The 25,686-nt window shown below is 54.9% G+C and carries 21 protein-coding genes; 1 reads left to right on the top strand and 20 read right to left on the bottom strand.

Features of this window, described 5'->3' with window-relative positions; genetic code table 11:
- Window positions 1–2 precede the first annotated feature (2 nt).
- The 19 genes from lepB (ACN085_RS01150) to ftsY all read right to left on the bottom strand — a co-directional run bounded on the left by lepB (ACN085_RS01150) (window position 3) and on the right by ftsY (window position 20,604).
- Window positions 3–734 carry a signal peptidase I gene (lepB, locus tag ACN085_RS01150; RefSeq protein ID WP_419110323.1) on the bottom strand — a complete coding sequence of 244 codons (732 nt, stop codon included), beginning with the start codon at window positions 732–734 and terminating at the stop codon, window positions 3–5.
- A gap of 113 nt (window positions 735–847) precedes the next feature.
- Entirely contained in the window at window positions 848–1,513 is a 666-nt protein-coding gene (lepB, locus tag ACN085_RS01145) for a signal peptidase I (RefSeq protein ID WP_419104699.1), read from the bottom strand.
- 24 nt (window positions 1,514–1,537) lie between these two features.
- Window positions 1,538–1,885 carry a 50S ribosomal protein L19 gene (gene rplS, locus ACN085_RS01140; RefSeq protein ID WP_419099516.1) on the bottom strand — a complete coding sequence of 116 codons (348 nt, stop codon included), beginning with the start codon at window positions 1,883–1,885 and terminating at the stop codon, window positions 1,538–1,540.
- Between the two features lie 300 nt (window positions 1,886–2,185).
- On the bottom strand, window positions 2,186–2,980 hold the full coding sequence (trmD, locus tag ACN085_RS01135) for a tRNA (guanosine(37)-N1)-methyltransferase TrmD (protein ID WP_419099515.1): 795 nt from the start codon (window positions 2,978–2,980) through the stop codon (window positions 2,186–2,188).
- A gap of 3 nt (window positions 2,981–2,983) precedes the next feature.
- The gene (rimM, locus tag ACN085_RS01130) at window positions 2,984–3,592 is read right to left on the bottom strand and encodes a ribosome maturation factor RimM (protein WP_419099514.1); all 609 of its coding nucleotides are present in this window, start codon (window positions 3,590–3,592) and stop codon (window positions 2,984–2,986) included.
- Window positions 3,593–3,705: 113 nt separating this feature from the next.
- Window positions 3,706–5,361, bottom strand: coding sequence for a 5-methylcytosine restriction system specificity protein McrC (locus tag ACN085_RS01125; protein WP_419110322.1), 1,656 nt, complete (start codon window positions 5,359–5,361; stop codon window positions 3,706–3,708).
- 18 nt (window positions 5,362–5,379) lie between these two features.
- The gene (locus ACN085_RS01120) at window positions 5,380–6,960 is read right to left on the bottom strand and encodes an McrB family protein (RefSeq protein WP_419110321.1); all 1,581 of its coding nucleotides are present in this window, start codon (window positions 6,958–6,960) and stop codon (window positions 5,380–5,382) included.
- 79 nt (window positions 6,961–7,039) lie between these two features.
- Window positions 7,040–7,282 (bottom strand): RNA-binding protein, encoded by a 243-nt coding sequence (locus ACN085_RS01115; RefSeq protein WP_419099511.1) that lies wholly within the window; start codon window positions 7,280–7,282, stop codon window positions 7,040–7,042.
- A 2-nt stretch (window positions 7,283–7,284) separates the two neighbouring features.
- A complete protein-coding gene (gene rpsP, locus ACN085_RS01110) occupies window positions 7,285–7,713 on the bottom strand; it encodes a 30S ribosomal protein S16 (protein WP_419104697.1) in 429 nt (142 codons plus the stop codon).
- Between the two features lie 286 nt (window positions 7,714–7,999).
- Window positions 8,000–9,169, bottom strand: coding sequence for an ABC transporter permease (locus ACN085_RS01105; protein WP_419110320.1), 1,170 nt, complete (start codon window positions 9,167–9,169; stop codon window positions 8,000–8,002).
- Window positions 9,166–10,071, bottom strand: coding sequence for an ABC transporter ATP-binding protein (locus tag ACN085_RS01100; protein ID WP_419110690.1), 906 nt, complete (start codon window positions 10,069–10,071; stop codon window positions 9,166–9,168). The genes ACN085_RS01105 and ACN085_RS01100 overlap by 4 nt, the downstream gene beginning before the upstream one ends.
- Window positions 10,072–10,216: 145 nt before the next feature.
- Complete coding sequence (locus ACN085_RS01095; RefSeq protein WP_419104695.1) at window positions 10,217–10,903, bottom strand: response regulator; 687 nt, start codon at window positions 10,901–10,903, stop codon at window positions 10,217–10,219.
- 2 nt (window positions 10,904–10,905) lie between these two features.
- Window positions 10,906–12,234 (bottom strand): sensor histidine kinase, encoded by a 1,329-nt coding sequence (locus tag ACN085_RS01090; protein ID WP_419110319.1) that lies wholly within the window; start codon window positions 12,232–12,234, stop codon window positions 10,906–10,908.
- Window positions 12,235–12,379: 145 nt separating this feature from the next.
- Window positions 12,380–14,353 carry a hypothetical protein gene (locus ACN085_RS01085; protein ID WP_419110318.1) on the bottom strand — a complete coding sequence of 658 codons (1,974 nt, stop codon included), beginning with the start codon at window positions 14,351–14,353 and terminating at the stop codon, window positions 12,380–12,382.
- Window positions 14,354–14,413: 60 nt separating this feature from the next.
- Complete coding sequence (locus tag ACN085_RS01080) at window positions 14,414–14,902, bottom strand: NUDIX domain-containing protein (RefSeq protein ID WP_419099505.1); 489 nt, start codon at window positions 14,900–14,902, stop codon at window positions 14,414–14,416.
- 226 nt (window positions 14,903–15,128) lie between these two features.
- Window positions 15,129–16,697: a signal recognition particle protein gene (ffh, locus tag ACN085_RS01075; RefSeq protein ID WP_419099504.1), complete on the bottom strand. Its 1,569-nt coding sequence runs from the start codon at window positions 16,695–16,697 to the stop codon at window positions 15,129–15,131.
- A gap of 272 nt (window positions 16,698–16,969) precedes the next feature.
- Window positions 16,970–17,797, bottom strand: coding sequence for an exodeoxyribonuclease III (locus ACN085_RS01070; protein WP_419110317.1), 828 nt, complete (start codon window positions 17,795–17,797; stop codon window positions 16,970–16,972).
- Between the two features lie 82 nt (window positions 17,798–17,879).
- Window positions 17,880–19,262 (bottom strand): aldehyde dehydrogenase family protein, encoded by a 1,383-nt coding sequence (locus ACN085_RS01065; RefSeq protein ID WP_419110316.1) that lies wholly within the window; start codon window positions 19,260–19,262, stop codon window positions 17,880–17,882.
- Window positions 19,263–19,482: 220 nt separating this feature from the next.
- Window positions 19,483–20,604 carry a signal recognition particle-docking protein FtsY gene (gene ftsY, locus ACN085_RS01060; RefSeq protein WP_419099500.1) on the bottom strand — a complete coding sequence of 374 codons (1,122 nt, stop codon included), beginning with the start codon at window positions 20,602–20,604 and terminating at the stop codon, window positions 19,483–19,485.
- Window positions 20,605–20,718: 114 nt separating this feature from the next.
- On the opposite strand from ftsY, the gene ACN085_RS01055 reads away from it, so the two are divergent.
- On the top strand, window positions 20,719–22,083 hold the full coding sequence (locus ACN085_RS01055) for an MFS transporter (RefSeq protein WP_419110315.1): 1,365 nt from the start codon (window positions 20,719–20,721) through the stop codon (window positions 22,081–22,083).
- A gap of 66 nt (window positions 22,084–22,149) precedes the next feature.
- Here the strand turns inward: ACN085_RS01055 and smc are convergent, their stop codons facing one another.
- Window positions 22,150–25,647, bottom strand: a complete 3,498-nt coding sequence (gene smc, locus ACN085_RS01050) for a chromosome segregation protein SMC (RefSeq protein WP_419110314.1) — start codon at window positions 25,645–25,647, stop codon at window positions 22,150–22,152.
- Window positions 25,648–25,686: the final 39 nt, after the last annotated feature.

The following is a 25,686-nucleotide window of genomic DNA, read 5'->3' as shown; positions in this document are numbered from 1 at the left end:
GGCTACTCGCTATCGGGGACCTGCGAAAAGACGTCATCGGCACCATTGATGAAAGTAAAGTTGGACAGCGGCCAAGCTACCACGAATACCTCACCAACCACCTCAGCATCGTTGATAAACTCTGTACCGGTCTCAATGTGGTAGCGGGAATCAGCCGAATTGGAACGGTTATCGCCCATGACGAAGTAGGAGCGTTCGGGGACAATGACGTCAAAGGCGACCTCGGTCGGTTTGACACCGGGCTTGAGGTAGGTTTCGTCAATCTTGACACCGTTGACAAAAATACGCCCGTCTGGGGTACCCACAACGTGATCCCCACCGACACCGATAACGCGTTTCACAAGGTAGTTGGATGAGCTGTCTGGCATCACGCCCACAAAGGCTAGGGCATCGCGCACAGGGTTTGAGTTAGAAGAGGCAGGCATCCACCCCTGGGCGTCTTTGAAGACCACGATATCGCCGCGCTCAGCCTCACCGAACAGTTCACCGGCCACATTCACAAAGACTCGGTCGTTGATCTGGAGAGTGTCCTCCATAGAGCTGGAGGGGATGAAGAACCCTCGTACCACAAAGGTTTTGAGCAAGAAAGCGATGAGGACCGCGTACAGAATAATCAGGGCGTACTCTTTGAGAGCGCTGTTTTCGCGGCGGCGTTTACCGCCTTTAGGTTTCTTCACCTTTGCGGTATCGCTGTCGCTAGTCTCATCAATGTTTGCTGAGTTCTGCTGCTCCATGAGCATGCACCCTTCTGCTGAAAACGTCTTTACTGGTTTAGTTTAGTTGCTGATTCTGCAAGGACGGTGGAGGCATTGGCCCAGCCCGGTTTGGGTAGGGGCCCTTGGTCACCTTAGTCAGGTGTGGTGCTACTTGGCCCTATTTTGTTCAAAGGCCAGACGGTATAGACGGGGGACCCAATCACCTTGTCCACCCTAACCATGCCACCTCCAGGTGCCCCCAAAAGCGCCCGTGAGTCAGCTGAGTTAGATCTGTTATCTCCCATAAGCCAGATTCTGCCCTCTGGAACCTGCACGCTAAAGGACACATCACTAGCACTCTCCCCCTGGGGCAGGTAGGGTTCCTCAAGCCGCTGGCCGTTCACCAAAAGGTAGCCCTCTGAATCGCAACATTCAACGGTGTCACCGCCCACCCCAATCACCCGCTTGATGTAAACCGTATCTGAACCCACCAATCCTAGCCACTGCCCAGCCGTTCCCAGCGGATCCCGAACCCAGGGACTACCGGATTGGTAGGGGGAAAAAGAACCGGTGCCGTCAAAAACGACTACGCTACCGCGCTCGATATGGCCGGACTGCTTGGAAACAATCAGCCGGTCCCCGGGCTCATAGGTCGGTTCCATGGAGGCAGAAGGAATGTAGTACACGTCATAAAAGAAAGACCGAATAACCAGGAGCACCGCCAAGGCAAGGAGCGAGGCAGTAGCAACAAGGCGCCAGCCCCGTAAAAAGGGTTGGCGCCTTGCCTCACTGGATTCGGCGGTGAGGCCGCTATCCATTGATAAAGGTGAAACCTAGTCGGTTTAGGCTTCGCGCTTCTCGCGGATACGAGCAGCCTTACCGTGGCGGTCACGCATGTAGTAGAGCTTGGCGCGACGGACGTCACCGCGGCTAACAACCTCAATCTTTTCGATGACGGGAGAGTGTACGGGGAAGGTACGCTCTACGCCAACACCGAAGGAAACCTTACGAACGGTGAAGGTTTCGCGGATGCCGCCACCCTGGCGACCAACAACGAAGCCTTTGAAGACCTGGACACGGCTGCGGTTACCTTCAACGATGTTGACGTGTACGTTGAGGGTGTCGCCGGGGCCGAACTCGGGGATGTCGGTGCGAAGTGACTTGTTGTCAATGAAGTCAAGAGTCTGCATTGAATTTCTCCGTGAATATCTCTGCCGCAGGTCAAACATATTCCTGATAAATCGTAGGCAGTGTCTGAGGACGCCGGGGCGCCAGACCGATGCTGTCTACGAGTAGATTGTTTCACCCTCACCCGCTCTGGGGGCTTGGGTGGCTCATACTGTTAGCGGTCGCTCTTCCCCCTACGGCAGGGGCGTGCCCAGTATGAACACAAAAAATAATTATCTCACAGGAAATTAGCTCTGGCCAAGTATGCTGGCGGGAAAGATTGCTAACCTTGTGTGAGTTTAATTGCTTGGCTCTGGGGCTCCTTATGCAAGGGCCGCTTGCTCGGCGGCTTTCTTAGCGGCATGCAGTTCTTGCAGGAGCTTACGGTCCTTCTTGTCCCAGCCCTCTTGGGGGTAGGCCTTTATCATGTCGTAGCGTCGCTCAAAGGTGCGGATAATCTGCTCATCGCGCCGCCAGCGGGCGATGGCCCCGTGGTTGCCAGATAGCAGAATAGAGGGAACCTGCTGGTCCCGCCAGGTAGCCGGTTTAGTGTAGACCGGGTATTCAAGCAAGCCGCCTGTGTGGGATTCTTCGTCCAGGGACTCGGGGTTGCCCATAGCACCGGGTATCAGGCGGGTAATAGCCTCAATCATGACCATGACCGCGACCTCTCCCCCATAGAGAACATAGTCACCAATGGATACCGGCATGACTCTAAAGCTTTGCTGGGCCCAGTTGAGTACCCGCTCGTCGATGCCCTCGTAGCGGGCGGGCGCAAAGACAATGTGTTGCTCTTCTTCGGCCAGCTGGTAGGCCAGTTGCTGGGTGAGGACCTGCCCGGCCGGGGAAGGAACGATCAGTAGCGGCTGGGAGTCGCCAGCAAGCGGGGAGTTAGCTAGGGCTTGGTCCAGGGCCAGGCCCCAGGGTTCGGGTTTCATGACCATGCCTGCTCCCCCGCCGTAGGGGGTGTCGTCCACGGTCTTGTGCCGGTCGGTGGCGTAGTCGCGCAGGTTGGTGAGGTTTAGCTCAACTTTGCCGGTCTCTTGGGCTTTGCCCAGCAGGGAAAGTTCCAGGGGCGCAAGGTACTCGGGGAAGATAGTAATGACATCAAAGCGCATGGGTTATGCGTCCTGCTCGTTTTCGCTCTCTTCGGTCTTGCTGTTGAGTTCCAGTAAGCCGGCGGGCGGGTCGATAATGACGTACCCCTCTTCAATATCAATAGCTGGAATAAGCTCTTCGACGAAGGGAATCATGACCTCAGAGCCGTCCGCGGTGTTTTTAAGGAGCATGATGTCCTGGGTGGGCATAGTTTGCAGGCCCACGACTAGGGCGATGGGTTCTTGGGGTAGGTAGCCGTCCTCGCTGATGTCAGAGGCCAGGTAGACCGGCAGATCCAGGAGTTGGTGCTCGTAGTAGCCTTCGCTATCGTCTTCTGCCGCTTCGGTGGTGGAGTCGAAGCTGAGGCGGGTGTCGCGTAGGAGTTCGGCCTGGTTGCGGTTTGTGATTTCTTGGAAGGCTACGACCAGGATTTTTTTGTTCCAGCGGGAGTTTTTGACAGTCAGGCTACCTGCCGGTGCCAGGGCACCGGCAGGAGTTGCAGGGTTATGGTTTTCGATCTCGAGGACGGAGCCGGGGGCGAAGCGTTCTTGGGGGGAATCGGTGAAGAGCTGGACGGTGACTTCGCCGCGAATGCCGTGGGGTTTGCCGATTCGGGCTACCTGGACCTGCATGGGTGGCTCCTTAGAAATATATATACAGAGACACTACTTACTTTAGTGGATGAGCTTCAGATAAGTGTTAAGTTTGCTAATAAATCCATCTTTGACTTCAGTAACTGACTTGCCTAGTTCAATGAGGTTTTCATAAGTTCTTCTATAAAAATATCCATCTCACAATTCATATACCACGAATCTGGAGGGATATATTCACCGCGCTGTGCCTGCTCAGGAAGCGGGAAAGGTATATAAAACTGGCCGGTTCGAACAAACTCCAGAACATTTTGAGACGAGTTGTCCAGCAACTCCGCACCTAGGGGAATGCATTGGCAGATAAGCTTTGGTTTAGAATCGTTGCAGATCGGATAAGCCAGATATACATTACGCCGGGTTCTTAAAGCGTAAGTTGCCATCTGATATTGGTCTGGCATGGAGGCCTTAGTGACACCCAAATCTGAGACTTTATACTTTGCATCAACATAGAAAGATTTGCTATCTTTAGTGACAACAATGTCAGGGGATTTCCCTCGATCTGCAGGTTCCCATCTACCAGCCTTGCCTGTACTATAAAAAATATTGATTCGCCGAGATTTACTCTGCCCTTTAGTAGATACACCAACTACATTTGAGATAATCCTCTCGGCTAATTGCTCCCACAGTTTACTAGTGGCATATTTTATATTGACTATTACACCCGAGCCCAAGGAGGAACCAATCGCTAATCGATATTCTGAAGTCAAAATCGCCAAAGCTAATTGATAGCTCTTCCTAACATAATAGTTTTCATTTGAACTGGAAATATAATTTTTAGCATCACTTATTACTTTATTGACAACAATATGACCACCCTGAATGTAAATATCACTGCTAAATTCAGGTCTCGATCGAATAGCCCTGTAGGCTTCACTTGCTTTTTCAGAAAAATTCTCACCACCAGAATTTTTAGAATCTTCTAAAATTTCTTTCAGAGCACAAAAAATCGCTTGCCAGACATGATTCGAAGGCCTAATTTCTTCAAAATGACAAAGAACTCCTTCTCTCGACCTACATGCACTATTAACTAAATCTCTTGAATCAATTCGACCTCTTGGAGCCTTTAAAAATTCATTCTGCGAATGATAAATCGGTTTTATATCTTTGATAGCCTCAAGTGTATTCTGAACAAAGCTTTGAATAATAAATGGTTTCATTAGCTCAGAATTTCTAAACAAAGGGGCAGCATTGGGGCCAAACTCCCTCAAATCCTTCGTTGGCTCTAGCTGGATATCAAAAGATTCCAGCATTCTCCACATTGGTTCAGCAAACTGCTTAACGTATGCGCTAGATTCTTTCAGACTTCCAAAGATTTCTCTTTCTTTAGAATCAGATGGATAATTCTTAGACCAAAGAGGAGACTTTCGCCTAAAGGCAACATCGCCAATAACAGAATCAATTATTTTAGGAGAATAGCCAACACCCTTCACAGCTATAGCATCGAAGTGTTCTACCAATTTGTCAGGGACTTGGAGAAAATCTGTTTCAGCAAGGATAAAGTGAAGTTCTTTCTTATCATTTTTGAGTGTTTCGTACTCTAGTTCCCAGAAGTAATACTTCTTACCCTGATCAACGGCTTCATTATTTTTGTCATGGTTTATAGCGGCAATAAATTTAGACCAAACTTTGGGCACAATATGGAAGATTAGACACTTACTACCCTTTTCTAACTGTATGTTGAGGATAGTAATACCAATGCCATCCCCAAGGGAGCTTACTTGATAACAATTCTCACTCTTAAAATTACCCATTTATATATCCTGAACAGCTTACTGCATAGTGCTAGTATCTAGGGGGGAAACAACTACCATTCTTTCACCAATACCTTTACCCCTTGTCTCTATTCCAGTATTATATATCCACTCTATATCTTCAATTTGGTTAATATTGATATGGAAAGAATGCAAAATTTCAACTAGTTGATTTAATAAATCTCGATAAATTTTTTGGCTGAACTCGCTTCCGCTACCATCTCTCTCTTTAAAGAAGTATGAATGTCCCAACCTACCATCAGGACCAATTTCCTTCGCAAGTACTATATTAGTTTGCAAATACCATTTGATGAGTTCAGGATCAACTTTAAGAGAAAATTCAGAAAACTCTTCTTCACTCAAAAAAGGTTCTATAGTTTCCCATGTAAAACGGCGGCGAAGAGCTAAATCTATAGTGCCTACAGTTCTATCTGTGGAGTTCATAGCACCAACAATATACAGATTTTTAGGAATTACGAGGTAATTAAAAGGCTCATCCAAACCATCAATATAAACCTCAGTTTGAAGACGCACCTTGTCGATAATCTGAAATTTTTCAATTTCCTTCTTGGTGAATACGGCGCGTAAAGGAATCTCTCTTTTTTTTAATTCTTCAATATAATCGACTCTTTTTGATTCTTCTAATAATAGAAGTAAGTCACCAAACACTTTAGAGGTATTTGCTCGATTAATTTCATCAATGACTAGAAGGTAGTCATTATTCGGATCTTTCGCTGCTTCATTGCAAATATCAATAAATACCCCAGAACTCCCCTTAAAACCGCCTTCTCCATCGGATCGCAAGCCCGATACAAAGTCCTCGTATGACGTTGATGGATGAAAAACGACAGTTTCATGGTTTTTAAAAATAGGCTTGCCGTCAGATTTCGCTTCTTTCATCAAGCTACGGATTTTATGGGACTTTCCGCAACCAGCAACACCTTCAAAAATTACATTGCGCGAAGGAAGAATTCCCTCCTTTATTGGATAATTATCATTTCTCATATTACTAATTTCATATTTTTTTGGCTTATATTTATCGTTGATGGTTTGGTCATTATCAGATAATCCACCGCTCAATAAATATCCTGTGATTTCTGTATCCGATGTAAATCCATACTCTCCATTTTCCCAGTAGTACTCATGAAGCATACTAATAAGTAGCCTATACTCATCTGTACGATCATACTGAGACAGTCCTTTATCGACATCCTGGTTGGGGGATCCTAAGAACTCTAGTTGTTTTCTATATTCTTGATATAACTCCCCCAATTCTTCATTATTAACTTCAATATATTTCTTTAATGTTTGAGGTAAACTTCTAGGATTCGTATAACCTCTTTCATTATTAAAACTATTGAGATTATGAAAATGGGATGCAATCAGGTTGCTCTTACCGTTATATTTAAGCCTTACAGAGGTGTTTGTCCTTAAACTATAACCTTCAGCTTGTAAAAAATCTTCAAGTGTAATTGTCCCATATTCACCATTTGGAACGACTTTCTTTAAAGATCTTTCAACTCCTTTTTTTGCTTTTCTTGCTAGCCACGGAATGACTTCATTTGTACTTTCTTTAACAAAACTATCTTTATCTTTCATTTTTACCCCTGAATAGTGTGTGTTATATAACTAAAGGTGCCAACCAGATAAATCTGATTGGCACCTTGTAAGTATTCAGTTAGCGTCGTCGATCGGTCTCGATGACATCTACCCTAAGGCGGTCACCATCGTTAATGGCGTTGACCACGGTGCGGATGCTCCTGGCGGTTCGGCCAGAACGGCCAATCACGCGACCCAGATCATCGGGGTGGACGCTGACTTCCAGAGTTTCACCGCGCCGACCGGTCTTAGCCCGAACCTTCACGTCCTCTGGGTTATCGACGATACCCCGAACCAGGTGTTCGAGAGCGTCAGCCAACATGATTACTCTGCTGCTTCCTCAGAAGCGGCTTCTTCAGTAGCCTCTTCAGCGGGAGCTTCCTCAGCCTTGTCCTCACCCTTGGGGGTGATAGCCTCGGGCAGAATGACCGAGCCCTTCTCGGGAACAACGAACTCAGGCTTAGCGTCAACAGGCTTGACCTGGTTTTCAGCCTTTTCGCCCTTGGCAGCAGCCAGGTCGCCGGTTAGCTTCAGCAGAGCAGCTACCTGCTCGGTGGGCTGGGCGCCAACTGACAGCCAGTACTGGGCACGCTCTGAGTTGATTTCGATGCGTGAGGGGTTCTCGGTCGGGTGGTAAATACCGATTTCCTCGATAGCCTTACCGTCACGCTTGGTGCGTGAGTCAGCTACTACAACACGGTAGCGGGGATCGCGGATTTTACCGAAACGCTTGAGACGAATTTTAACAGCCACTGTAGTGGTTTCTCCTGTTTTCTATCAGTGTTCGAAGAACTGGTCCTGGCTCGTGGGGCGGGCCTGACCAAGCTCCTCTGCGGACACAACCTCCCCCGGATGAGAGGGGCCGGGGAAAATCGAGTACCCGTCAAGTATGCCAGCTTGTTCCCACTTAAGCTAGGCTTTAGCCTCCTAAAAGCGGTGTGTTGTGTCTAATGCGTATGAGGCTGTGCCCGCCGACTGGCTCGGCTCTGGCGGTCAGGGGAGGTCGGCAGGCTCAGCCGCGAGCGTGCAGGGAGCAGGTTTACTTTTTGACTGCCTGCCTCCAGCTGACCGAGCTACCGCCACGCATGATATTGGAGTGATAGATTCGGGCACCCAGGCGGGTCAACAGGGCTGCCGCCAGCAGGGTAAGGCCCAATGCGGCCAGTGGCTCCCACAGGGCCACTTCTTCCGTCAGTAGACGGCGGGGCATAGCGATGGAGGACAGCACCGGCACAAAGGATACTATTTTCAGGATGGTACCCGAAGCATAAACTCCGCCAAAGAGAGCGGCTAACAAAACCATAGTGACGGGGCTAGCCAGGTTGGCTATATCTTCGGTACGGGCCGCCATAGCCCCCACAGCCGCCCAGATAGTTGCAATAGCAGTGAAGCCGGCAATATAGAAGACAGCAAACCAGCCTGCCGAAGGTAGGATCCAGCCAAACTCAGCGGCAGCTCCGGTAACCTGTAAACCGATCAGGGCAACGATTGCGTAAGCAGCAACCTGCAGGATAGCCAGGATCAAATTGCCCACTACCTTGCCTGCTAGCACCTGCCTTAGGGGGACGGCGGTAGCGATGATTTCTACGATGCGATTCTGTTTTTCTTCCACAACGCTATTAGCGATGGCAACACCGAAAAGCACCGTGCTCATATAAAAGAGCATGGCAAAGACAAAAGCCACCAGGAAGGCTAGGGCGGTGTTATCGTTACCGGAGATAGAGCTACTCGTCACCTTAGTTCCAGCACTGAGGGCCTCTAGGTCTATGCCCTGGGCTGCTGCGTTTTGGGCGGTGACGGTGGAGGTAATGGCCTCGCTCATATCGTTGAACAGGCTCTTATCGGGCTCGGTGTCAAAAACCAGCTCCCAGCCACTATCGGTGGGTGCTAGATAGGCATCAGCATCGCCGTCTTTGACCAGGGCGCGGGCGGCATCGGCATCGGCTACTTGGGTAGCGGTGAAGCTGGTGTCTTGGTCACTGGTGGCATCAGCTACGGTGACGAAGGAGCTGGCTCGGCTGTCAGTGGTGGCTAGGGTGTATTCTTTGCCGCCGGAGTTGAGGAAGTAGGGAATAAGGATACTCGCTAGCACGATTAATACTGTGAAAATAGTACTACCGACAAAGCTCTTGTCTTTGAGCTTGACCATGACCTCCCGTGTGGCCACAATCTGCCAGGCGTTTTTGGGCTGATTAATCGTAGTGCTCATTGCTGGGTTACCTTCCGGTAGATATCGCCAAGAGTGGGTAGCTGACGGGAGAATTCGTGCATGTCGTGTTCGATGCCCTGGCGGAGGAGGGCGGTGCGAGTGGCATGCAGGTCGGCGCCGGGTTCGATTTCTAGGATGGCTTGGGTTCCGGCAACGTCCAGGACCTTGAGGCCGGGGAATTCACGCAACCAGGCGGCATCTTGGCCGCCCTTGTAGATGAACCGAGGTACACCGGCCTGACGGAGGTCTTTGGCTTTGCCTGCGGCAGGGATACTGCCCTGGTGCAGGATAACCACGGAATCGCAGAGGCGTTCGACCAAATCAAGCTGGTGGGAGGAGAAGAGAACGGGGACACCCTGTCGCATGAGCGAGCGGAGCATAGCGACCATGGTATCGACGGCTTGAGGATCTAGGCCAGAGAAGGGCTCGTCCAGGATCAGGGCGCTGGGGTTATGCAGGATCGAGGCTACAATCTGGACTCGTTGCTGGTTGCCCAGGGAAAGGGCTTCGAGCTTGTCGTTGAGTCGCTCCCCCAGCCCCAGTTCGCTCAGGTGCTCAGCGGCAAGGCTTTTGGCGCTGCTTGCGCTCATTCCGCGGAGCTGGCCCAGGTAGGTGAGCTGGGCCAGGATGGGCTGTTTGGGGTAGAGGCCGCGTTCTTCGGGCATGTAGCCAAAGCTGGCACGGTCGGCGGCGGTAATCTCTCGACCCCGGTAGCGGATTGAACCTGCGGTGGGTTCGAGCAGGCCCATGATCATACGCATAGTGGTGGTTTTACCTGCACCGTTAGCGCCAAGGAATCCAGTCATGCTCCCGGGTTCTACGGTAAAGCTCACCTGATCAACAACGGTCTTGGTGCCGTAGGTCTTGGTCAGACCTTGCACCTCAATTCTGTTAGCTTGCATCACGGTCTTTCTCCTGGGGAGTTAGGGCTAGCTGGTGTGCTTGCCCCAGTATGTGGTTTTGTTTCTATCTATCACTCTAGGTTTGGGCCAGCATAAAGAACTCCCCCGGGAGGGGGAACCTCTCGGGGGAGTTGTGTGGGGTGGATCAGCTGACCAGCCCTACGCGGTGGGCAAAGATAACCGCCCCGACTCTGTCCCTGCTGTGGGTCTTAGCCAAGATGTTAGAGACATGGGTTTTGACAGTAGCGGCTCCCAGGAACAGGCTTGAGGCTATCTCGGCGTTGGTCATGCCCCCTGCCAGCAGTTCGAGGGTCTCTTTCTCGCGCGGGGTCAGAGAGCTCAGAGCAAAAGCGTCCTCAGGGCTCAGCTCAGGCCCGCTTCCCTGCTTGTTTTCCTTCCCCCGAGAGGTGGATTGCACGAACCGGGCGATGAGTGGCAGGGTCATCTCGGGTGAGAGCAGGGCCAGGCCGCTGGCTACCTTACGGATAGCATCGACCAGGTCATCGGCATCGGATGTTTTGAGCAGGAAGCCACTGGCTCCGGCTTCGAGAGCCGCAAAAAGGTAGTCCTCCCGATCAAAGGTGGTCAGAATCAGGACGGCGGTTTCGGGGTAATCTTGGCGGATACGCGCGGTGGCTTCGATACCGTCCATGACCGGCATCTGAACGTCCATCAGAATGACATCAGGCCGAGTCTGCCCGGTCAGGGCTATCGCGTCCTGTCCGTTACCCGCTTGGCCAACGACCTCCATATCCTCTTCCATAGAGAGAATCAGCGAGAAGCCGCTCCGAACCAGTTCTTGGTCATCGGCCAGAAGAACTCGAATGCTCATGGTTACTTTTCTTCCTGGTAGTCTTCAAAACGGACGGGGAACCGAACGAGTACCCTCCAGCCCTCGGCTCCTGTGCGAGGGCCAATCTGGGCGCTACCTCCGAGAGCGGCGGCTCTTTCCCTGATGCCCTGAAGTCCGTACCCAGCCCTTGGCCTAGCCTGGCTGTTTTCTGTCAAAGTACCGTCATCGGTGACTTCAAGCTCCGCCCAGGTCTTCTCCCCTTGACCGCCGGTACGCAGAGCCAGGATCACCGACCGAGCCGATGAATGTTTACGAACGTTTGTTAGGGCCTCCTGGGCCATACGGTAGATGGAGAGCTGGGTGCCCTGGTGGAGGCCCTCTATTTTTTCCAGGCTCTGGGTATCTACCTGTATCACAGTTTCAATGCCACTTTCTTGCATACTGTGGGCCAGGGCCGGAATATCAGCTACTTGGGGTTCCTTGGCAGTACTACCGGGATCAGCCTCTGACTCTCTCAAAATCCGAATGAGGTTCTTCATCTCTGCCACCGATGAACGGGCCAGCTTTTCAATATTCCGTAGTGGTACTGTAGCTAGCTCAGGTTTTTTCCTTAGGGCTCGGTCTGCCGCAGCAGCCTGAACTCCTATGGACGAGACATGATGGCCCACCGAGTCGTGAAGCTCCCGGGCTATGCGCAACCTGTCCTTATGAACTGCATCCTGGGCTATCTGAACGGCCTGAGCCTCAAGCTGGTCGGCCTGCTGGGCCAGAATATGACGCTGATAGGCCTCCTTCCAGGCAGTACGCCCCAGGGCACCAGCCAGGCCGAAGTAAGAGATATTGACTAAGGTCATTACTATATAAGAGGCTGTAGGGCGACTAAAGAGCCCCCCGCTGTAGTTCTCAATCCCAAAGAGGTTAAAAGCAGAACCCAAGGTCAGCCAGATAGCGATAATCCACAGAAAAACTGAAAGGCAGACTAGGGCGTAAGCAATCCACAGCATAGCCCGGTTTTTAGCCCAAGCCACTGCTGTGTAAAGCACAGTAAAGTAGCATAACTGAGAGCTGAGTGTAGAGACTGCAAGCTGGGAAAAGCTACTCATACCGAAAAATATGGCGGTAGCTACCAGCAGGGTTGCTATGGGGTAACGCCGCCGGGTCATCAGCGGCAGGGTCAAGGCGGCAACAACATAATAGCTCTTGACCGTTTGCTCTGGGTCACTGCTGTAGAGCCCACTGCTGTGTAAGCCGGCATTGTAGAGCAGGCTGATAGCTAAAATAAGGACCCAGGCCCAGATATCGCGCCGCAGGCTAGCCCTTGGCGGGGTGGGCCGCTCCCAGTCAGGATCGATACGGTTCCAGGTGCTCATGGTAGGCAGGAAAAGTCTTTTCACCCGCCCACCCTATCAAGCCTGCTAGCCCTTCAAACTCCCCCATCCGGGGGATATATGACCCAGTTCTAGGTGCCCTTAGAAGAAGTGAACTAGACACCAGGCCACAAACCCCGGTCTGGTTTTATTCGGACCTAGGCCCAAGATACTTCTGGCCAGCCCTCCTAGCTTTTGCCCCCAGGCCTGTAAAGGCTCTGCGGCTCAAAGTTTTCAGACTCTTGAGGTCAAGCGGATGAGGATTTTTCTGCTCAGCTTCTTCTTTCTGAGCTTGTAGCTCATCAAGAATTGAGGTAGGCGGCGCATGCCCCTGCTCCGCAGCAGGGGGGTGGACCTGGTGAAGCCAGCTATAAGCACGAGCAAGGACCAGCTCTGCGGCTCCGCTTGCCCCCAGCGCCGCTGCGCTAACAGCGGCACCGCGGGCAGGCTGGCCCTTGAGAAGACGGCGGGTAGCCCACACAGCCAGCAGGCCGGAAGCACCCAATTGAGCAAAGCCATCTGCTGCCGCTAGCCAGGGCCGCTGAATCAGCTCACGGGACACAGCGCTGAGCCTATCAGTACCGTTGGGGTAGGCAGTGACGCTCTCCTTGAGCCGGTCCAGGCCGCTCATCTGCGGGCTAAATTCCCGATAGCCTACAAAGTCGGCAAGGAGCACGGAGCCATCGATAACTTTAAGGAGTTCATCAGGCAGTTCCAGCGCGTGCAGGGCAGATTCTAAACCTTCGGCGCTGGCACCATCCATGACATAGTTGGTCAGCCGTCTGCTCGCCTGCTCATCCAGGCCGTAGAGCCAGATGAGCTGGTCCAGGTTATCGCCGGTCACGATGTCCTGGTGCGGGTTGGGTAGGCGCCCCGGCAGGGACCAGAGCATGTCTCCAAGGGGGCTTTCAAAGGGCAAGCTCACGGCACCGCGTTTGGCTATGCCCGACCAGCTAAAGGTCAGGACTGCCCCCAGGTGAGCATTATCAGGTGCCCCCAGGGCGCGGTTGACCCAGTCGGTTACGGACCCTTCAGCAGGCCCCTGGGCACTCTGAGAGGGTAAAACAAAGCTGAGGTTATGGGCAAAGAATGTTTTTTCGGCAACGATAGTCGGTACGTTCATGGTCTGTATCAGACGGCTTAGGGTCAGGCTGTCTGCCTGGAGCAGCGACCAGCCCTTATCAGCAGGGGCCGCTTGAACCTCACCGGCTATAATCTCGGGGCGCATATAGCCGGGCAGGCCACTCATGGGCAGCTCTACCAAAGCGGCACACCGGCCAGCAGGGTCAAGGTCGAGCCGATCAAGCCCCTCAGAAAAATTGGCGGTGTGTAGGAAATCGCTACCATCGAGCACCCACTGAACACGCCCAGCGGGGAAGCTGGCGGTTAGTTGATCCACAAAGGTCTTCAGGGCAACCCCCGCGAACAGTTCACCCTCTTCGTTGGTCTGTACAGTGCCCAGCGCTCCCCCAGCTTGGCTCTGCTCGCACAGAATGTAGAGCTGAGCGCGGCCACCCTGCATCTCATAGACGGTGGCTTCGGAGCGTGCGGCTAGGAAAGCTGGAAGGTCAAGGGCAAAGTCCCAGTGGGAGTCAGTCTCAAAAGGGGCAGATTCACTCTCTGTGAGAACAACCCGGCCCTCTTGGGCTGAATCCGTTTCGGGAGCTTGGCTAGTCTCTTCGGTTTCTGCCTCAGCCTGCACCTGCGAGGAGCTATTGCTCTGAGTGCCCTCGTCCACAATGCGCTGAATCAGCTCATCAAATTTCTGGGGGTCTGCCACCAGCTCGTCCACCATCCGCAGGTCTTCAACGCTCATAGGCTCAGTATGTCCCCCTGCGGCCTGCACGTTCACAGTGGCCTGATACTGGATCAAGTCGATGATATTCGCTAGCTGTTCACGCACCTGGCGCTTGATTTCTTCTTCCGAAACAGCCCGACTCTCCTTGCTACCCCGTTCGGTGCTATCGGCCTGGTCCGGGGTAAGGGCAAGGGCTGCCGGCCAGTTCTTGGGATCATCAACAACCGATAATCTCATACGAACCCACACGGTGCCAGCTTCCACCTGTTCGCCATTAGCAGGGGGCAAGGGATTGTGCTCGGGTTCGTCCAGGGGGAATGTCATAAAGCCTTTTCCTTGAAAGATGAGCGCCCCTTATCAGAGGGGTCAGGGCGGTAGGTGGTTCTAGCGGGCGGTGCTTGAAAACTCGTAGACAGCACCGGTGTCTAAAGCCCGGTAGGCTTGGCGAAGGCGGTGGGCGTGGCGGGCACCAAAATAGCGGTCCAGGTCCTCCGGCGCAACCCACTCATAGCCCACCAGTTCTTCTTCTTGCAGGGTGATTTCGGCACCCTCGGGCACTACCCCTGCATCGTAAATGTAGTAGGTTGAGTCGCCCCAGATACCCATCGCTAAGCCGTGAAAGATCACCAGAAGGCGGCCAGGTTCTAAGTCCAAGCCCACTTCTTCAGCGACCTCGCGGAAGCAGCCCTCCTGAGGTGCTTCACCAGCTTCAACCGTTCCACCGGGCACAGTCCAGCCGTCCTTGTAGTTGGGCTTAACTGCCAGCATGCGTCCCTGAGTATCACGAATCAGAGCACCGGCGGCCAGACGTCGGGTAGGCAATGTAGCGATAAAGGCTTTGAGCTCATCTTCAGGCAGGTAAGAATCAAGCATGTCAGTCTTCCCTCGGTTCATAAATACAGTGCTGTGCCCAGCGTGCAGGCCTACACCCAAATAGGTGTCACTACCCAATGTACATCTGTCACAGGGCACTCAACAGCAGGGTGTCCCCTTGCACTCTCTCAGCAGAATAGGAGCACTAGAAGATAAGAAGCGGGCGGGCCAGTCACTAGGACCGCCCCGCCCGCTCACCAATCCCGGGCTGTCACCTAATCACGCCCTACTTAAGGAATTTCTCGAAGCCCTTAGGCAGGTTCATCTCGGACATATCAAAGTCCTGCTTCTGCTGGCCAAAGGCTGAGCCTGCCGCGCTCTGCTTCTGAGCGGCGGCCTGTTCCTGGGCGGCACGCTTGGCGGGATTACCGGAACGAGCCTTAGACTTCTTGCCCTTACCCTTACCCTTGCGGGCAGCGCCACCAGCGGCGGCCATACCCGGCATCTGCATGCCACCGGGCATACCGGCCATATTGCCACTGGCCAACTTCTTCATCATCTTCTGAGCCTGGGCGAAACGCTCCATGAGCAGGTTCACCTCGGTCACGCTCACACCGGCACCCTTCGCGATACGGGCACGGCGCGAACCGTTAATAATCTTGGGAGCGACACGCTCGTGCGGGGTCATTGACCTGACGATTGCCTCAACCCGGTCAATTTCCTTCTCGTCAAAGTTCTCCAGCTGCTGGCGAATCTGAGCCGCACCGGGCATCATCATCAGCAGTTTCTTCATGGAGCCCATCTTGCGAATCTGCTGCATCTGAGCGAGGAAGTCCTCAAAGGTGAAGTCTTCCTGGTCCACGAACTTCTTGGCCATGCGGTCAGCTTCGGCCTTGTCCCAGGTCTGCTCAGCCTGCTCAATCAGGGTGAGCACATCGCCCATGTCCAAGATACGGCTGGCCATACGGTCGGGGTGGAACTGCTCAAAGTCGCTGACGTTCTCACCGGTTGAAGCGAACATAATCGGCTTGCCGGTCACCGAAGCAACGGAGAGGGCAGCACCACCGCGGGCATCGCCATCGAGCTTGGAGAGGACAACGCCGGTAAAGTCCACGCCCTCGTTGAAGGCGTTGGCGGTGTTCACGGCATCCTGACCAATCATGGCGTCAATGACGAAGAGAACTTCGTGGGGCTCGATGGCATCGCGGATATTGCGGGCCTGTGCCATCAGCTCGGCATCAAGGCCCAAACGACCTGCGGTATCGACAATGACAACGTCGTGGAGCTTGGCGCGGGCCTCAGCCACACCGTCACGGGCCACCTGAACGGGGTCGCCGGTGGGAGCGTCAAATTCACTGGTGACACCGGGGTGCGGTGCGTAGACGGGAACGCCAGCGCGTTCACCAACTACCTTGAGCTGGTTGACGGCGTTGGGGCGCTGAAGGTCAGAAGCAACCAGCATGGGGGTGTGCCCCTGCTTCTTGAGCCAGTGCGAGAGCTTACCGGCCAGGGTGGTCTTGCCGGCACCCTGCAAACCAGCCAGCATGATGATAGTCGGGCCGGTCTTGGCCATGTTAATGCGGCGGGTCTGCCCGCCCAGGATATTGACCAGCTCTTCGTTAACGATCTTGACGATCTGCTGGCTGGGGTTGAGAGCTTCAGAGACCTCCGCGCCCAGGGCACGTTCTTTGACGTGGGCGGTGAACTCGCGTACCACGGGTACGGCGACGTCGGCATCCAACAGGGCGCGGCGGATTTCGCGTACTGTGGCGTCGATGTCCGCTTCGGTGAGCTTGCCTTTACCGCGTAGGTTTTTGAAGGTTGCTGTCAGACGATCTGAGAGTGAATTGAACACGAGCCTTAGAACCGCTTTCGTATGCCGGTAGAAATCTTCTGGGATTCGCTACCCTACCCGGTCATGTGGGTCACGGGTGCGCGAACCTATCAACTATCTAGGATAACGCATATTGAGCAACCGTGCCCGACGGTGGTCGGGGGGTATACCTAGGGTAAAGACTGGGCGACCTATTAAAACCCGGCCCCCAGAGCCGTCCTGGGCATCAGGCTTGATGCCCAGGACCCCTCACAAAGGGCGGTTATGCCCCGAGTGAAGCCATAACCTAAAACCTAGAGCTCAATTTCTAGCAGAATCGGAGTGTGATCCTGGCGGGGGCCTGAATCAACCGTCTCAGACTTGGTGACCTTATCAGCCACGCGGTCACTGACCAGCCAGTAGTCAATACGCCAACCGGTGTTGTTAATCTTGGAGGTTTTAGAGCGCTGAGCCCACCAGGTGTAGGCACCGGTCACATCACCATGCAGGTGGCGGAAGGTATCGGTAAACCCACGTGAAAGTAGGTGGGTGAAGCCCTCGCGTTCCTCATCGGTAAAGCCGGGTGAGCGGCGGTTGGACTTAGGGTTAGCCAGGTCAATTTCGGTGTGGGCAACATTGAAGTCACCGGTCGCTAGGACCGGCTTGCTGGCGTCCAGGGTTGCCAGGTAGTCAGCATAAAGACGATCCCAGACCTGACGGTCCTCCAGGCGACGCAACCCCTCGGAGGCGTTGGGTGTGTAGACCTGGGTGATGTAGCAGTTTTCGAATTCGAGGGTAATCATACGCCCCTCGGAGTCCATGGTGGTCGGCGCGTCAAGGCGGGGGTAGGTGACAACCGGTTCCAGTTCGGGGCGGTAGAGGAACATGGTCCCGGCGTAGCCCTTGCGGGCAGGCTCATCGGAGGACACCCAGGCCACCTTGTAGCCCGGGAAGTAGCCATCAAGCACCTCCAAATGTTTTTTGGTGGGGCCCTTGACCGGGAGCTTGGTTTCTTGAATAGCCAGCACGTCCGGAGCCAGCTCTGAAAGAGTGGCAAAAACATGGCGGGACAGCTGGGCACGGGGTGATGCGCTGGTAAGAGCCGCATTAAGGGAATCAACATTCCAGGAAACTAGTTTCATATCTACCAGTCTAACGGCCACCCTGCTAGGGTCCCCACCAGCCACCATAGGCTATCGGCTCACTGTGTTGCTTTTCCGTCATCTAAATGATTCTGCCCAGAAGTTTCCCTTTGAGGCCGGTGTAGGGCGGGTAAATCAAGCGCAGGGTATCCGGGGTGAGAGGCTTTATGAACACAGTTTTTTCGTGGCTAAAAATTTCCACGCTTTTTTCGCCATGATAGGCCCCCATGCCGGACTCACCTACCCCGCCGAACTGCCAGTTGTGCGGTGAGAGGTGAACCAGACCTGCGCCAAAGACCAGGCCACCGCTGGAGGTCTCTGCTACCAGCCGCTGTTGGTTCTGGGGCTGAACAAAGCCGTAGAGGGCCAGGGGTTTGTCGCGTTCATTGATAAAGTCGATGGCTTCGTCCAGGCTAGCCACGGTCACAATAGGCAGCAGCGGCCCAAAGATTTCCTGGGTCATCACCGGGGCTTTGAGCGAGGCTGGTTTGAGCAAGGTCGGTTCAATGTATTTCTCTGCGGCATCGGTGCGACCGCCCTGCAGAATCTCACCGTCATCCAGGTATCCACTGACCCGCTGAAAATGGCGGTCGTTGACCATGCGGCCGTAGTCCGGTGACTGCTGGGGGTTTTGGCCGAACATTTCGGTAATAGCTGCCTGCAGCTCCGGGACTAGGTCTTTTTCAACCCCGTCGATAGCCAGCAGGTAGTCAGGAGCTACACAGGTTTGACCGGCGTTGATGAACTTGGCCCAGACGATACGCCGGGCGGCAGTTGCCAGGTCGATACCTGGCTCTACAAGGGTTGGGGATTTACCACCCAGTTCCAAGGTGATGGGGGTCAGATGCTCGGCTGCGGCTCGTGCCACCACACGCCCCACCTGACCGTTGCCGGTATAAAAAATGTGATCATAGCGCTGGGCCAGAACTTGGGTGGTTTCTTCTACCCCACCCTCAATGACCCTTACCGCCTGAGAGTCCAGGTAGTTAGGAACCAACCGCGCAATCAGAGAAGAAACGGTTGGCGTGACTTCACTGGGTTTGAGCACCACGGTATTCCCCGCGGCCAAGGCACCCACCAGGGGCACTAGCAGGAGCTGAACCGGGTAGTTCCAGGGAGCAATAATCAGTACCGTACCAAGAGGTTCACGCACGGTAGCTGCCTTGCCGGGGGCCAAGGTCAGGGGCAGCGGCAGGCGGCGGGGCGCTGTCCATCGCGCCAGGTTCTTGAGGCTGTGATCAATAGCATCCAGCGTGATACCAATTTCGGTCATCTGAGCCTCAGTAGCCGACTTGTGCAGGTCAGCGTATAGAGCATCTAGAAGCTCCCGGGTGTTCTCTGCTACCAGAGCGCGGAGGGCCTCAAGCTGTTCCTGCCGCCAAATGCGCGGCTTGGTGGCTCCGCTTGCAAAGTACTCGCGCAAGCTCCTTACTGTCGGTTCAATCATGCTGATATCTGCTGCCATGTTTCTCTCTTTCATCGGGCCGGCTATTGTCGGTTATCTCTGCTATCTCGCCTTGGCGCTCCACACTCTAGCAGGTAGGCAGGTAGTCCTCTCGCAGCTGGCTTTGGTATTGTCTCTCCCCCCCCTCCCACACACAAGACATAAACGGGCAGAGAAAACCCGCGTACCCTCCCCCACAGCTGCTTGTAAGGAAAATACGCGGGTTCAAAGCTCATACAGCTTAGTCGAGCAGGGCGTCCACGAAAGCACCGGGCTCAAAAGGAGCCAGGTCATCCGGGCCTTCACCCAGGCCAATCAGCTTGACCGGCACGCCCAGTTCTTCCTGGATAGCCACCACAATGCCGCCCTTAGCGGAACCGTCCAGCTTGGTCAGCACGATACCGGTAATCTGCACAACCTCGGAGAAGACTTTGGCCTGAATCATGCCGTTCTGGCCGGTTGTAGCATCAATAACCAGGAGCACCTCGGTCACGGGAGCTTCTTTCTGGACCACACGCTTAATCTTGCCCAGCTGATCCATCAGGCCGGCCTTATTCTGCAGGCGGCCAGCCGTGTCAATCATGACCGTATCTACACCACGAGCTTTGCCCTGACGGATAGCCTCAAAAGCAACGGAGGCAGGGTCAGCACCGTCTTTTTCTGAGCGCACGGTATCAACACCTACCCTGTCGCCCCAGGTTTGAAGCTGGTCAGCAGCGGCGGCGCGGAAGGTATCGGCAGCGCCCAGAAGCAGGTTCTTGTCCTCAGCAACCATCACACGAGCCAGCTTGCCAACGGTCGTAGTCTTACCCACACCGTTGACACCCACCACCAGCACCAGGCCGGGGTTACCGTCAACACCCTCAAGGTTGAGGGAACGATCGGTGTCCTCCCCCACTATTTTCAGGAGCTCTTCACGGAGCATCTGCTTAACATGGGCGGGGTTCTCGGTACCCTCAACACGCACACGCTCTTGGAGGGCCTCCACCAGGCGGGTAGAAGGCTCAGAACCCAGATCAGCCAAGAGAAGGGTTTCTTCAACTTCGTCCCAGACCTCCTGGTCAATCTTGTCGCGGGACAGCAGAGCCAGCAGACCCTTACCCAGTAGGTTATTGGACTTGGACAGGCGGGCGCGCAAACGCACCAGACGGCCCTGAGCAGAAGCAGGCTTCTCAATCGAGGTGACCGGTTCACCGGAGTCGGTGACCGGGATATCGTCGGCGTCGCGAGTCGTCCCATAGCCACCTTTAGGTGCCTTAGGACCGCGCAGGAGGACGGCTAGAACACCGCCCAGGATGAGAAGACCCAGCAGAATATAGACAATCAGAGTTAAAGAATCATTCACACCTCTAGCTTGCCACATTCTGCACCGCTATACAGCCCCCGCACCCACCGGTAGAATGCAGTTCTGCATATTATAGCGCTCAGAGGTGTGAGCTATAATACTTTGAGAAAATCTAAGACTGGCGAAAGCAAGATGAGCAAACATATCCCCACCCCCTCCATGGACACCGGAGCCATCCCGGTCATTCCAGAATCAATCCGTCGAAGTGTTCACATCCAAGGCTCCCCTCACCCAGCACAAGAAAACACCAAAGTACCCACCCAAATCAAAGTACTCATCGCTGCCTCCTTTCTCATCGCGCTAGGATACGGACTTGTAGCACCCGTCCTCCCCGGCTTCGCACGCTCCTTCGATGTGGGAGCTATGGCGGCAACCTTCGTAGTCTCAGCTTTCGCCCTCTCCCGCCTTCTCTTCGCCCCGGTCTCCGGCAAACTCATTACAGCATTCGGGGAACGACGCATCTACTCCACCGGCCTGATCATTGTAGGGCTAGGATCCATCGGTGCAGGGCTATCTATCAACTACCCCATGCTCATCGCTTCTCGTATCATCGGGGGCACAGGCTCGGTCATGTTCACCGTAGCCGCCATGGGAATCCTGGTGCGCAACTCACCACCCTCCATCCGGGGTAAAGTCTCCGGCTACTACGCCACCTCCTTCCTGCTAGGCAACATCCTAGGCCCAGTCCTAGGAGCTGCCGCCTCCGCCCTGGGCATGCGAGTCCCTTTCTTCGTCTACGCCGGCATGCTCCTGTGCGCCTCACTCATCGTCATGACCCAGCTTAAAGACCAAGCACCACAAACCCACCTCAACACCCAGGGCATACCCGTAGCAAAGCCCGAACTCACCCTCAAAGAAGCCCTCAAGTTCAGCAACTACCGCTCAGCCCTGTTCACCAACCTCACCGTAGGCTGGAGCATCTTTGGACTCCAATCAACAGTTGTACCGCTGGCGGCAGTAGCCCTACTGGCCAGCCTCCACGGCTCAGAGGCAGGCTATGACCCTGCCGCCGCAGGTGCCCGCCTGGCCGGTTTCACCCTGGCCACCTACGCAACCGGCAACGCACTCATGCAAATCTACTCAGGCAAGCTCGGTGATAGAATCGGTCGCCGCCCCATGATCTTCTCAGGCCTCCTCTTGGCCGGCATCGTCACAATCGTCTTTGGAACCATTACAGCACCGTCGGCCTTCGTTGCCTCCGCAATCCTGCTCGGTATCGCTGCAGCCCTTCTGAGCCCCTCCCTCCAAGCGGCAATCTCCGATATCGTAGGCAACAAACGCTCAGGTGGCCAACCCCTGGCCTACTTCCAGATGGTCTCTGACATCGGCCTGATTGTAGGTCCGCTCTTCGCTGGCTTCATCATCGATGCCTGGGGCTTCTTCCCCGCCTTTGCTGTTGCCGGTGCACTCCTGCTGATCGCCGCCATTGGCTGGATACCGGGCATCAAACCCAAGTTCCCCGCAGATCTTGCCGACAAAGGCTACACAGGCCGCTAAGACTGCAGACACGAGCGCCGGGCTGAAATTTTCAGCCCGGCGCTCGCCCCCTTTAACCTGCCCTGCCTACACCTCAGATGATTGGCTGTAATCTGCAAGCCTCTGCGAAATAACAGCCGAAACGCCATTGCGCATCGATACCCCGTAGAGTGTATCGGCCTGCGCCATAGTGCGCTGGTGGTGGGTAATCATCAGTAGCTGCGACCGTTCCCGCAGCTGCCCCAGCACCTCAAGAAGACGGCCCAGGTTTCGATCATCGAGAGCCGCTTCTACCTCATCAAGCACATAGAAGGGAGCCGGGCGGGCCATGAAAACCGCTAGCAACAAGGCCAGTGAGGCCAAGGTCCGCTCGCCACCAGAGAGAAGCGATAGCCTGGTTACTTTTTTACCAGCTGGCTTGACCTGAATCTCCAGGCCGCTGTTCTGATGGTCAGCGGGGTCACTGAGCACCAGCTCCCCCTGACCACCGGGAAAGAGCGTGGCAAAGATAGGCCCAAATTGTTCTTGGACATCTGCCAAAGCTGAGTCAAAAGAGGTCACAATGTAGTCGTTGACCTCCTTCATGACCGCACGCACATCGGTGCGACTAGCTTTAATGTCAGATATTTGCTGGCGCAGATAGCCAAACCGTTGTTCCAGAGCCTGATATTCCTCCAGCGCTAGCGGGTTGGTAACACCCAGGCGGGCTAGCTCAGCTTCTGCCTGGGCCAGAGCTTTCTCAGTCTCAGCACGATCAGCGGCCACCCCGCTACGGCTTGCAATCAGCTCATCCAGGCTCAGCCCTAACTCATCACGGACACGGTTCTCCAACCCCTCCCAGCGCGTCTCACAGCGAGCCCGCTGGGCGGCGGCCTCTGCCTGGAGCGTCAGCGCAGCAGCCAGTGATTTCTGCCCGCTGGCTAGTTTCTCCCGGGTATCGCTGAGACCTTCTGCCAGGGTAAGGGCCTGGGACCGTGTGCTTTCGTGGCCTTTCTCTGCCTCTTTCAGCAGCCCGGCTAGCTGACAAGCAAGAGCCCGAGCCGCCAGGTTTAGGCGGGTAGCTTGGTGACGAGCAGCTTGTTCCTGGGCATGGCGGCCTTGCCGATTCAGTTCGGCCGTTTCAAGGGCGTTCAGAGCTTCTTGGGCTTGGAGTGAGCGAGCATGAGCGGCCTGTGCATTCTCCCGATCGCGCTCCAGACCGGTACGGGCCTGAGCAAGTCGTTCAGTAGCTTGCTGAACGGTGCTAGCGGCTTCTTGCGCCCTCTCCAGCAGATCAGCAAGGTTGGGGTGAGGTGGGTTCTTCCGGGCACGATCAAGCTCATCTGTTGCCGTAGCCAGTTGTGCTGCAGCCTCTTTAAGCGCTTCATCTGCTCGGTGTGCCGCATCGGTGAGCCTGCGCTTTTCAGCCTGGGCACTGGTACAGGCCCCGGTCAGACCAGCCAGGTCAGTTCGAGCTGTGGTGACCCGCGCAGACAGGGCTCCAACCTTTCGGGCCGCCTGCTTCTCCTGCTCCTGGGCAAGAGTCAGCCCCCGCTGATTTTGGGCAAGGGCGAGGCGAGCTTCTTCGCATTCCTTTTCGATATCTTTCATATGCGACTGAGCCGCAATCAGCTGGGCGTGAGCGTCAAAGCTCGTCTCGACCTCTTGGGGGTAAAGGACAGAGACAGATGTGACCAATAGGCCGTCTGCTGTCGCCACGGTGATGTCCGGGAAGTCTTTGACTGCTTCCTGCGCCTGGACAAGGTTCTCACAGAGATAAACCCGGCCCAGGAGAATGTTGAGGGCATCTGTTAGCGCGGCGGGGGCAGATAGGGCCTGCCGCAAAGCCATAAAACCCTTATCTTCAAGTTCAGGTATAGATAGTTCCTTCTGGCCAGAAGGGTTCTGCATGCCTTCGGGGCTGAATACCTGCGACACCAGGTGGGGCTGATTCCTCCCTTTCTCATCAGCAAGAACACGGGCATAGGGACCAATGACAGCTGCTACAGCCTTCTGCCACTGAGGCTTAACCTCAAGTAAAGATACAAGCTCCTGCGCACCTGCGCTCAGGGCTTTTTCACGCTCCCCAGCTGGCTCGGTGGATGACTCGTGATCCTGTGACCAGGCCGCTTCGAGTGCCTGGTAGCGAGCCTGAGCAGACCGCAGAGCCAGCTCGGTCTCTTGCAGCTTGACCCGGCTCTTCTCCTGGGCATCCGCCGCGGCTTGACGTCCGCAACGGGATTGTTTCTCGTAGAGGAGAGCCTGCTCGTACTCTGCTACAAGCGCTTGGACCGTGGCACGGGCGGTTTCAACAGAAGCGCTCACCTGCGCCTGGTTGCTCTCAAATTCTTGGTATTCATCCTTACGGCGGGCTGCTTCAGCCTGAGCTTTTTCAAAGGAGGTCCGCGCCGCTGCAAGTGCGGTGGTCAGCTGCGAAAGCAGTTCCCGGTGTTCAGCAACCTCACTCCTAGCCTGCTCTAGCTCTTGATTGAGCTGACGGTGATCCTTTTCAGCAAGCCGCGAGATGTCTTCCAGGCCTTTAAGCTCTTTTTCCGCCTGAAGCACCCGTTCCTTAGCCAGGCGGGCGGCTTCTTCTTCCTGGCCTGCACCCAGCCGGGCAGTTTCAAGGTGCGCCAGGGCATCAGCATAATCGTCCTGCTGATTCGCCTGTTTTATACGCTCTGAGGCAACCCGCTCAATCGTCTGGACCCGGGCAGCAAGAGCCTTAAGGGTAGCGACTTCTTGCATGCTTTCTTCCAGGCTGGCTTTGAGGGCGGCTTCATGTGCCGTAAGGTCAGCCAGGTCTTGGGTGAAAACCAAGTTCTTTTCTTCGGAGCGAGCGCGGGCTACAGCCGCCTGTTCGGCTGCTTCAGTGTGTTCCGCTATCTCCGTTTTCAGATGGGCACCATCCAGCGCCAACAGATCACCCTTCAGTGCCCGCACACGAGCGGCAACGTCAGAGGCAATACGAGCCGCTTCAGCCTGCTCGCGCCTTCCTTCGAGCTGGTCAGAAAGTTCAGCAGCCAAATCTTCCAGCCGGTCAAGATTACCTTTAAGGTCGTCGAGTTTAGCTGCGGTCTTTGCCTGGCGACGGCGGTGCTTGACCAGGCCAGCAGCCTGCTCAATCAGCTCCCGTCGGTCCTGGGCGGTGCCGTGCAGGATTTTATCGACCTGCCCCTGCCCCACCAGGGTGTAGGGGTCTTTGCCCACGCCGGTATCGGCAAGAAGCTCCTGAACATCGGTCAGACGAGCGGGCTGGCCGTTGATTTCGTACTCTGACCCGCCAGCGGAAAACATGGTGCGAGTGATGCGAATCTCTGAGTGAGGGAGCGGTAAGGAACCGTCAGAATTATCAATAACCAGCTCAACCTTGGCCCGACCCAGCGCCCCGCGTTCGCCGCCACCGGCAAAGATGACGTCCTTCATGGCAGCTCCGCGCAACTGCTTAGCGCCTTGAGCACCCATGACCCAGGCCAGGGCGTCCGCCACGTTGGACTTGCCCGACCCGTTGGGCCCAACAATCACGTTCAGGCCCGGTTCAAACTCAAAAACGGTGGCCGAAGCGAAGGATTTGAAGCCGCGCACGGTCAAAGATTTCAGGTACATTCGAGGCCATTCGGTTGTTCTCTTGGGATAAATTCTCAG

This window comes from Rothia sp. P4278, from assembly GCF_048512945.1.
Classification (GTDB): domain Bacteria; phylum Actinomycetota; class Actinomycetes; order Actinomycetales; family Micrococcaceae; genus Rothia.
Note: the sequence above shows the minus strand (reverse complement) of the source record. Positions and strands in the feature narration are given on the sequence as shown.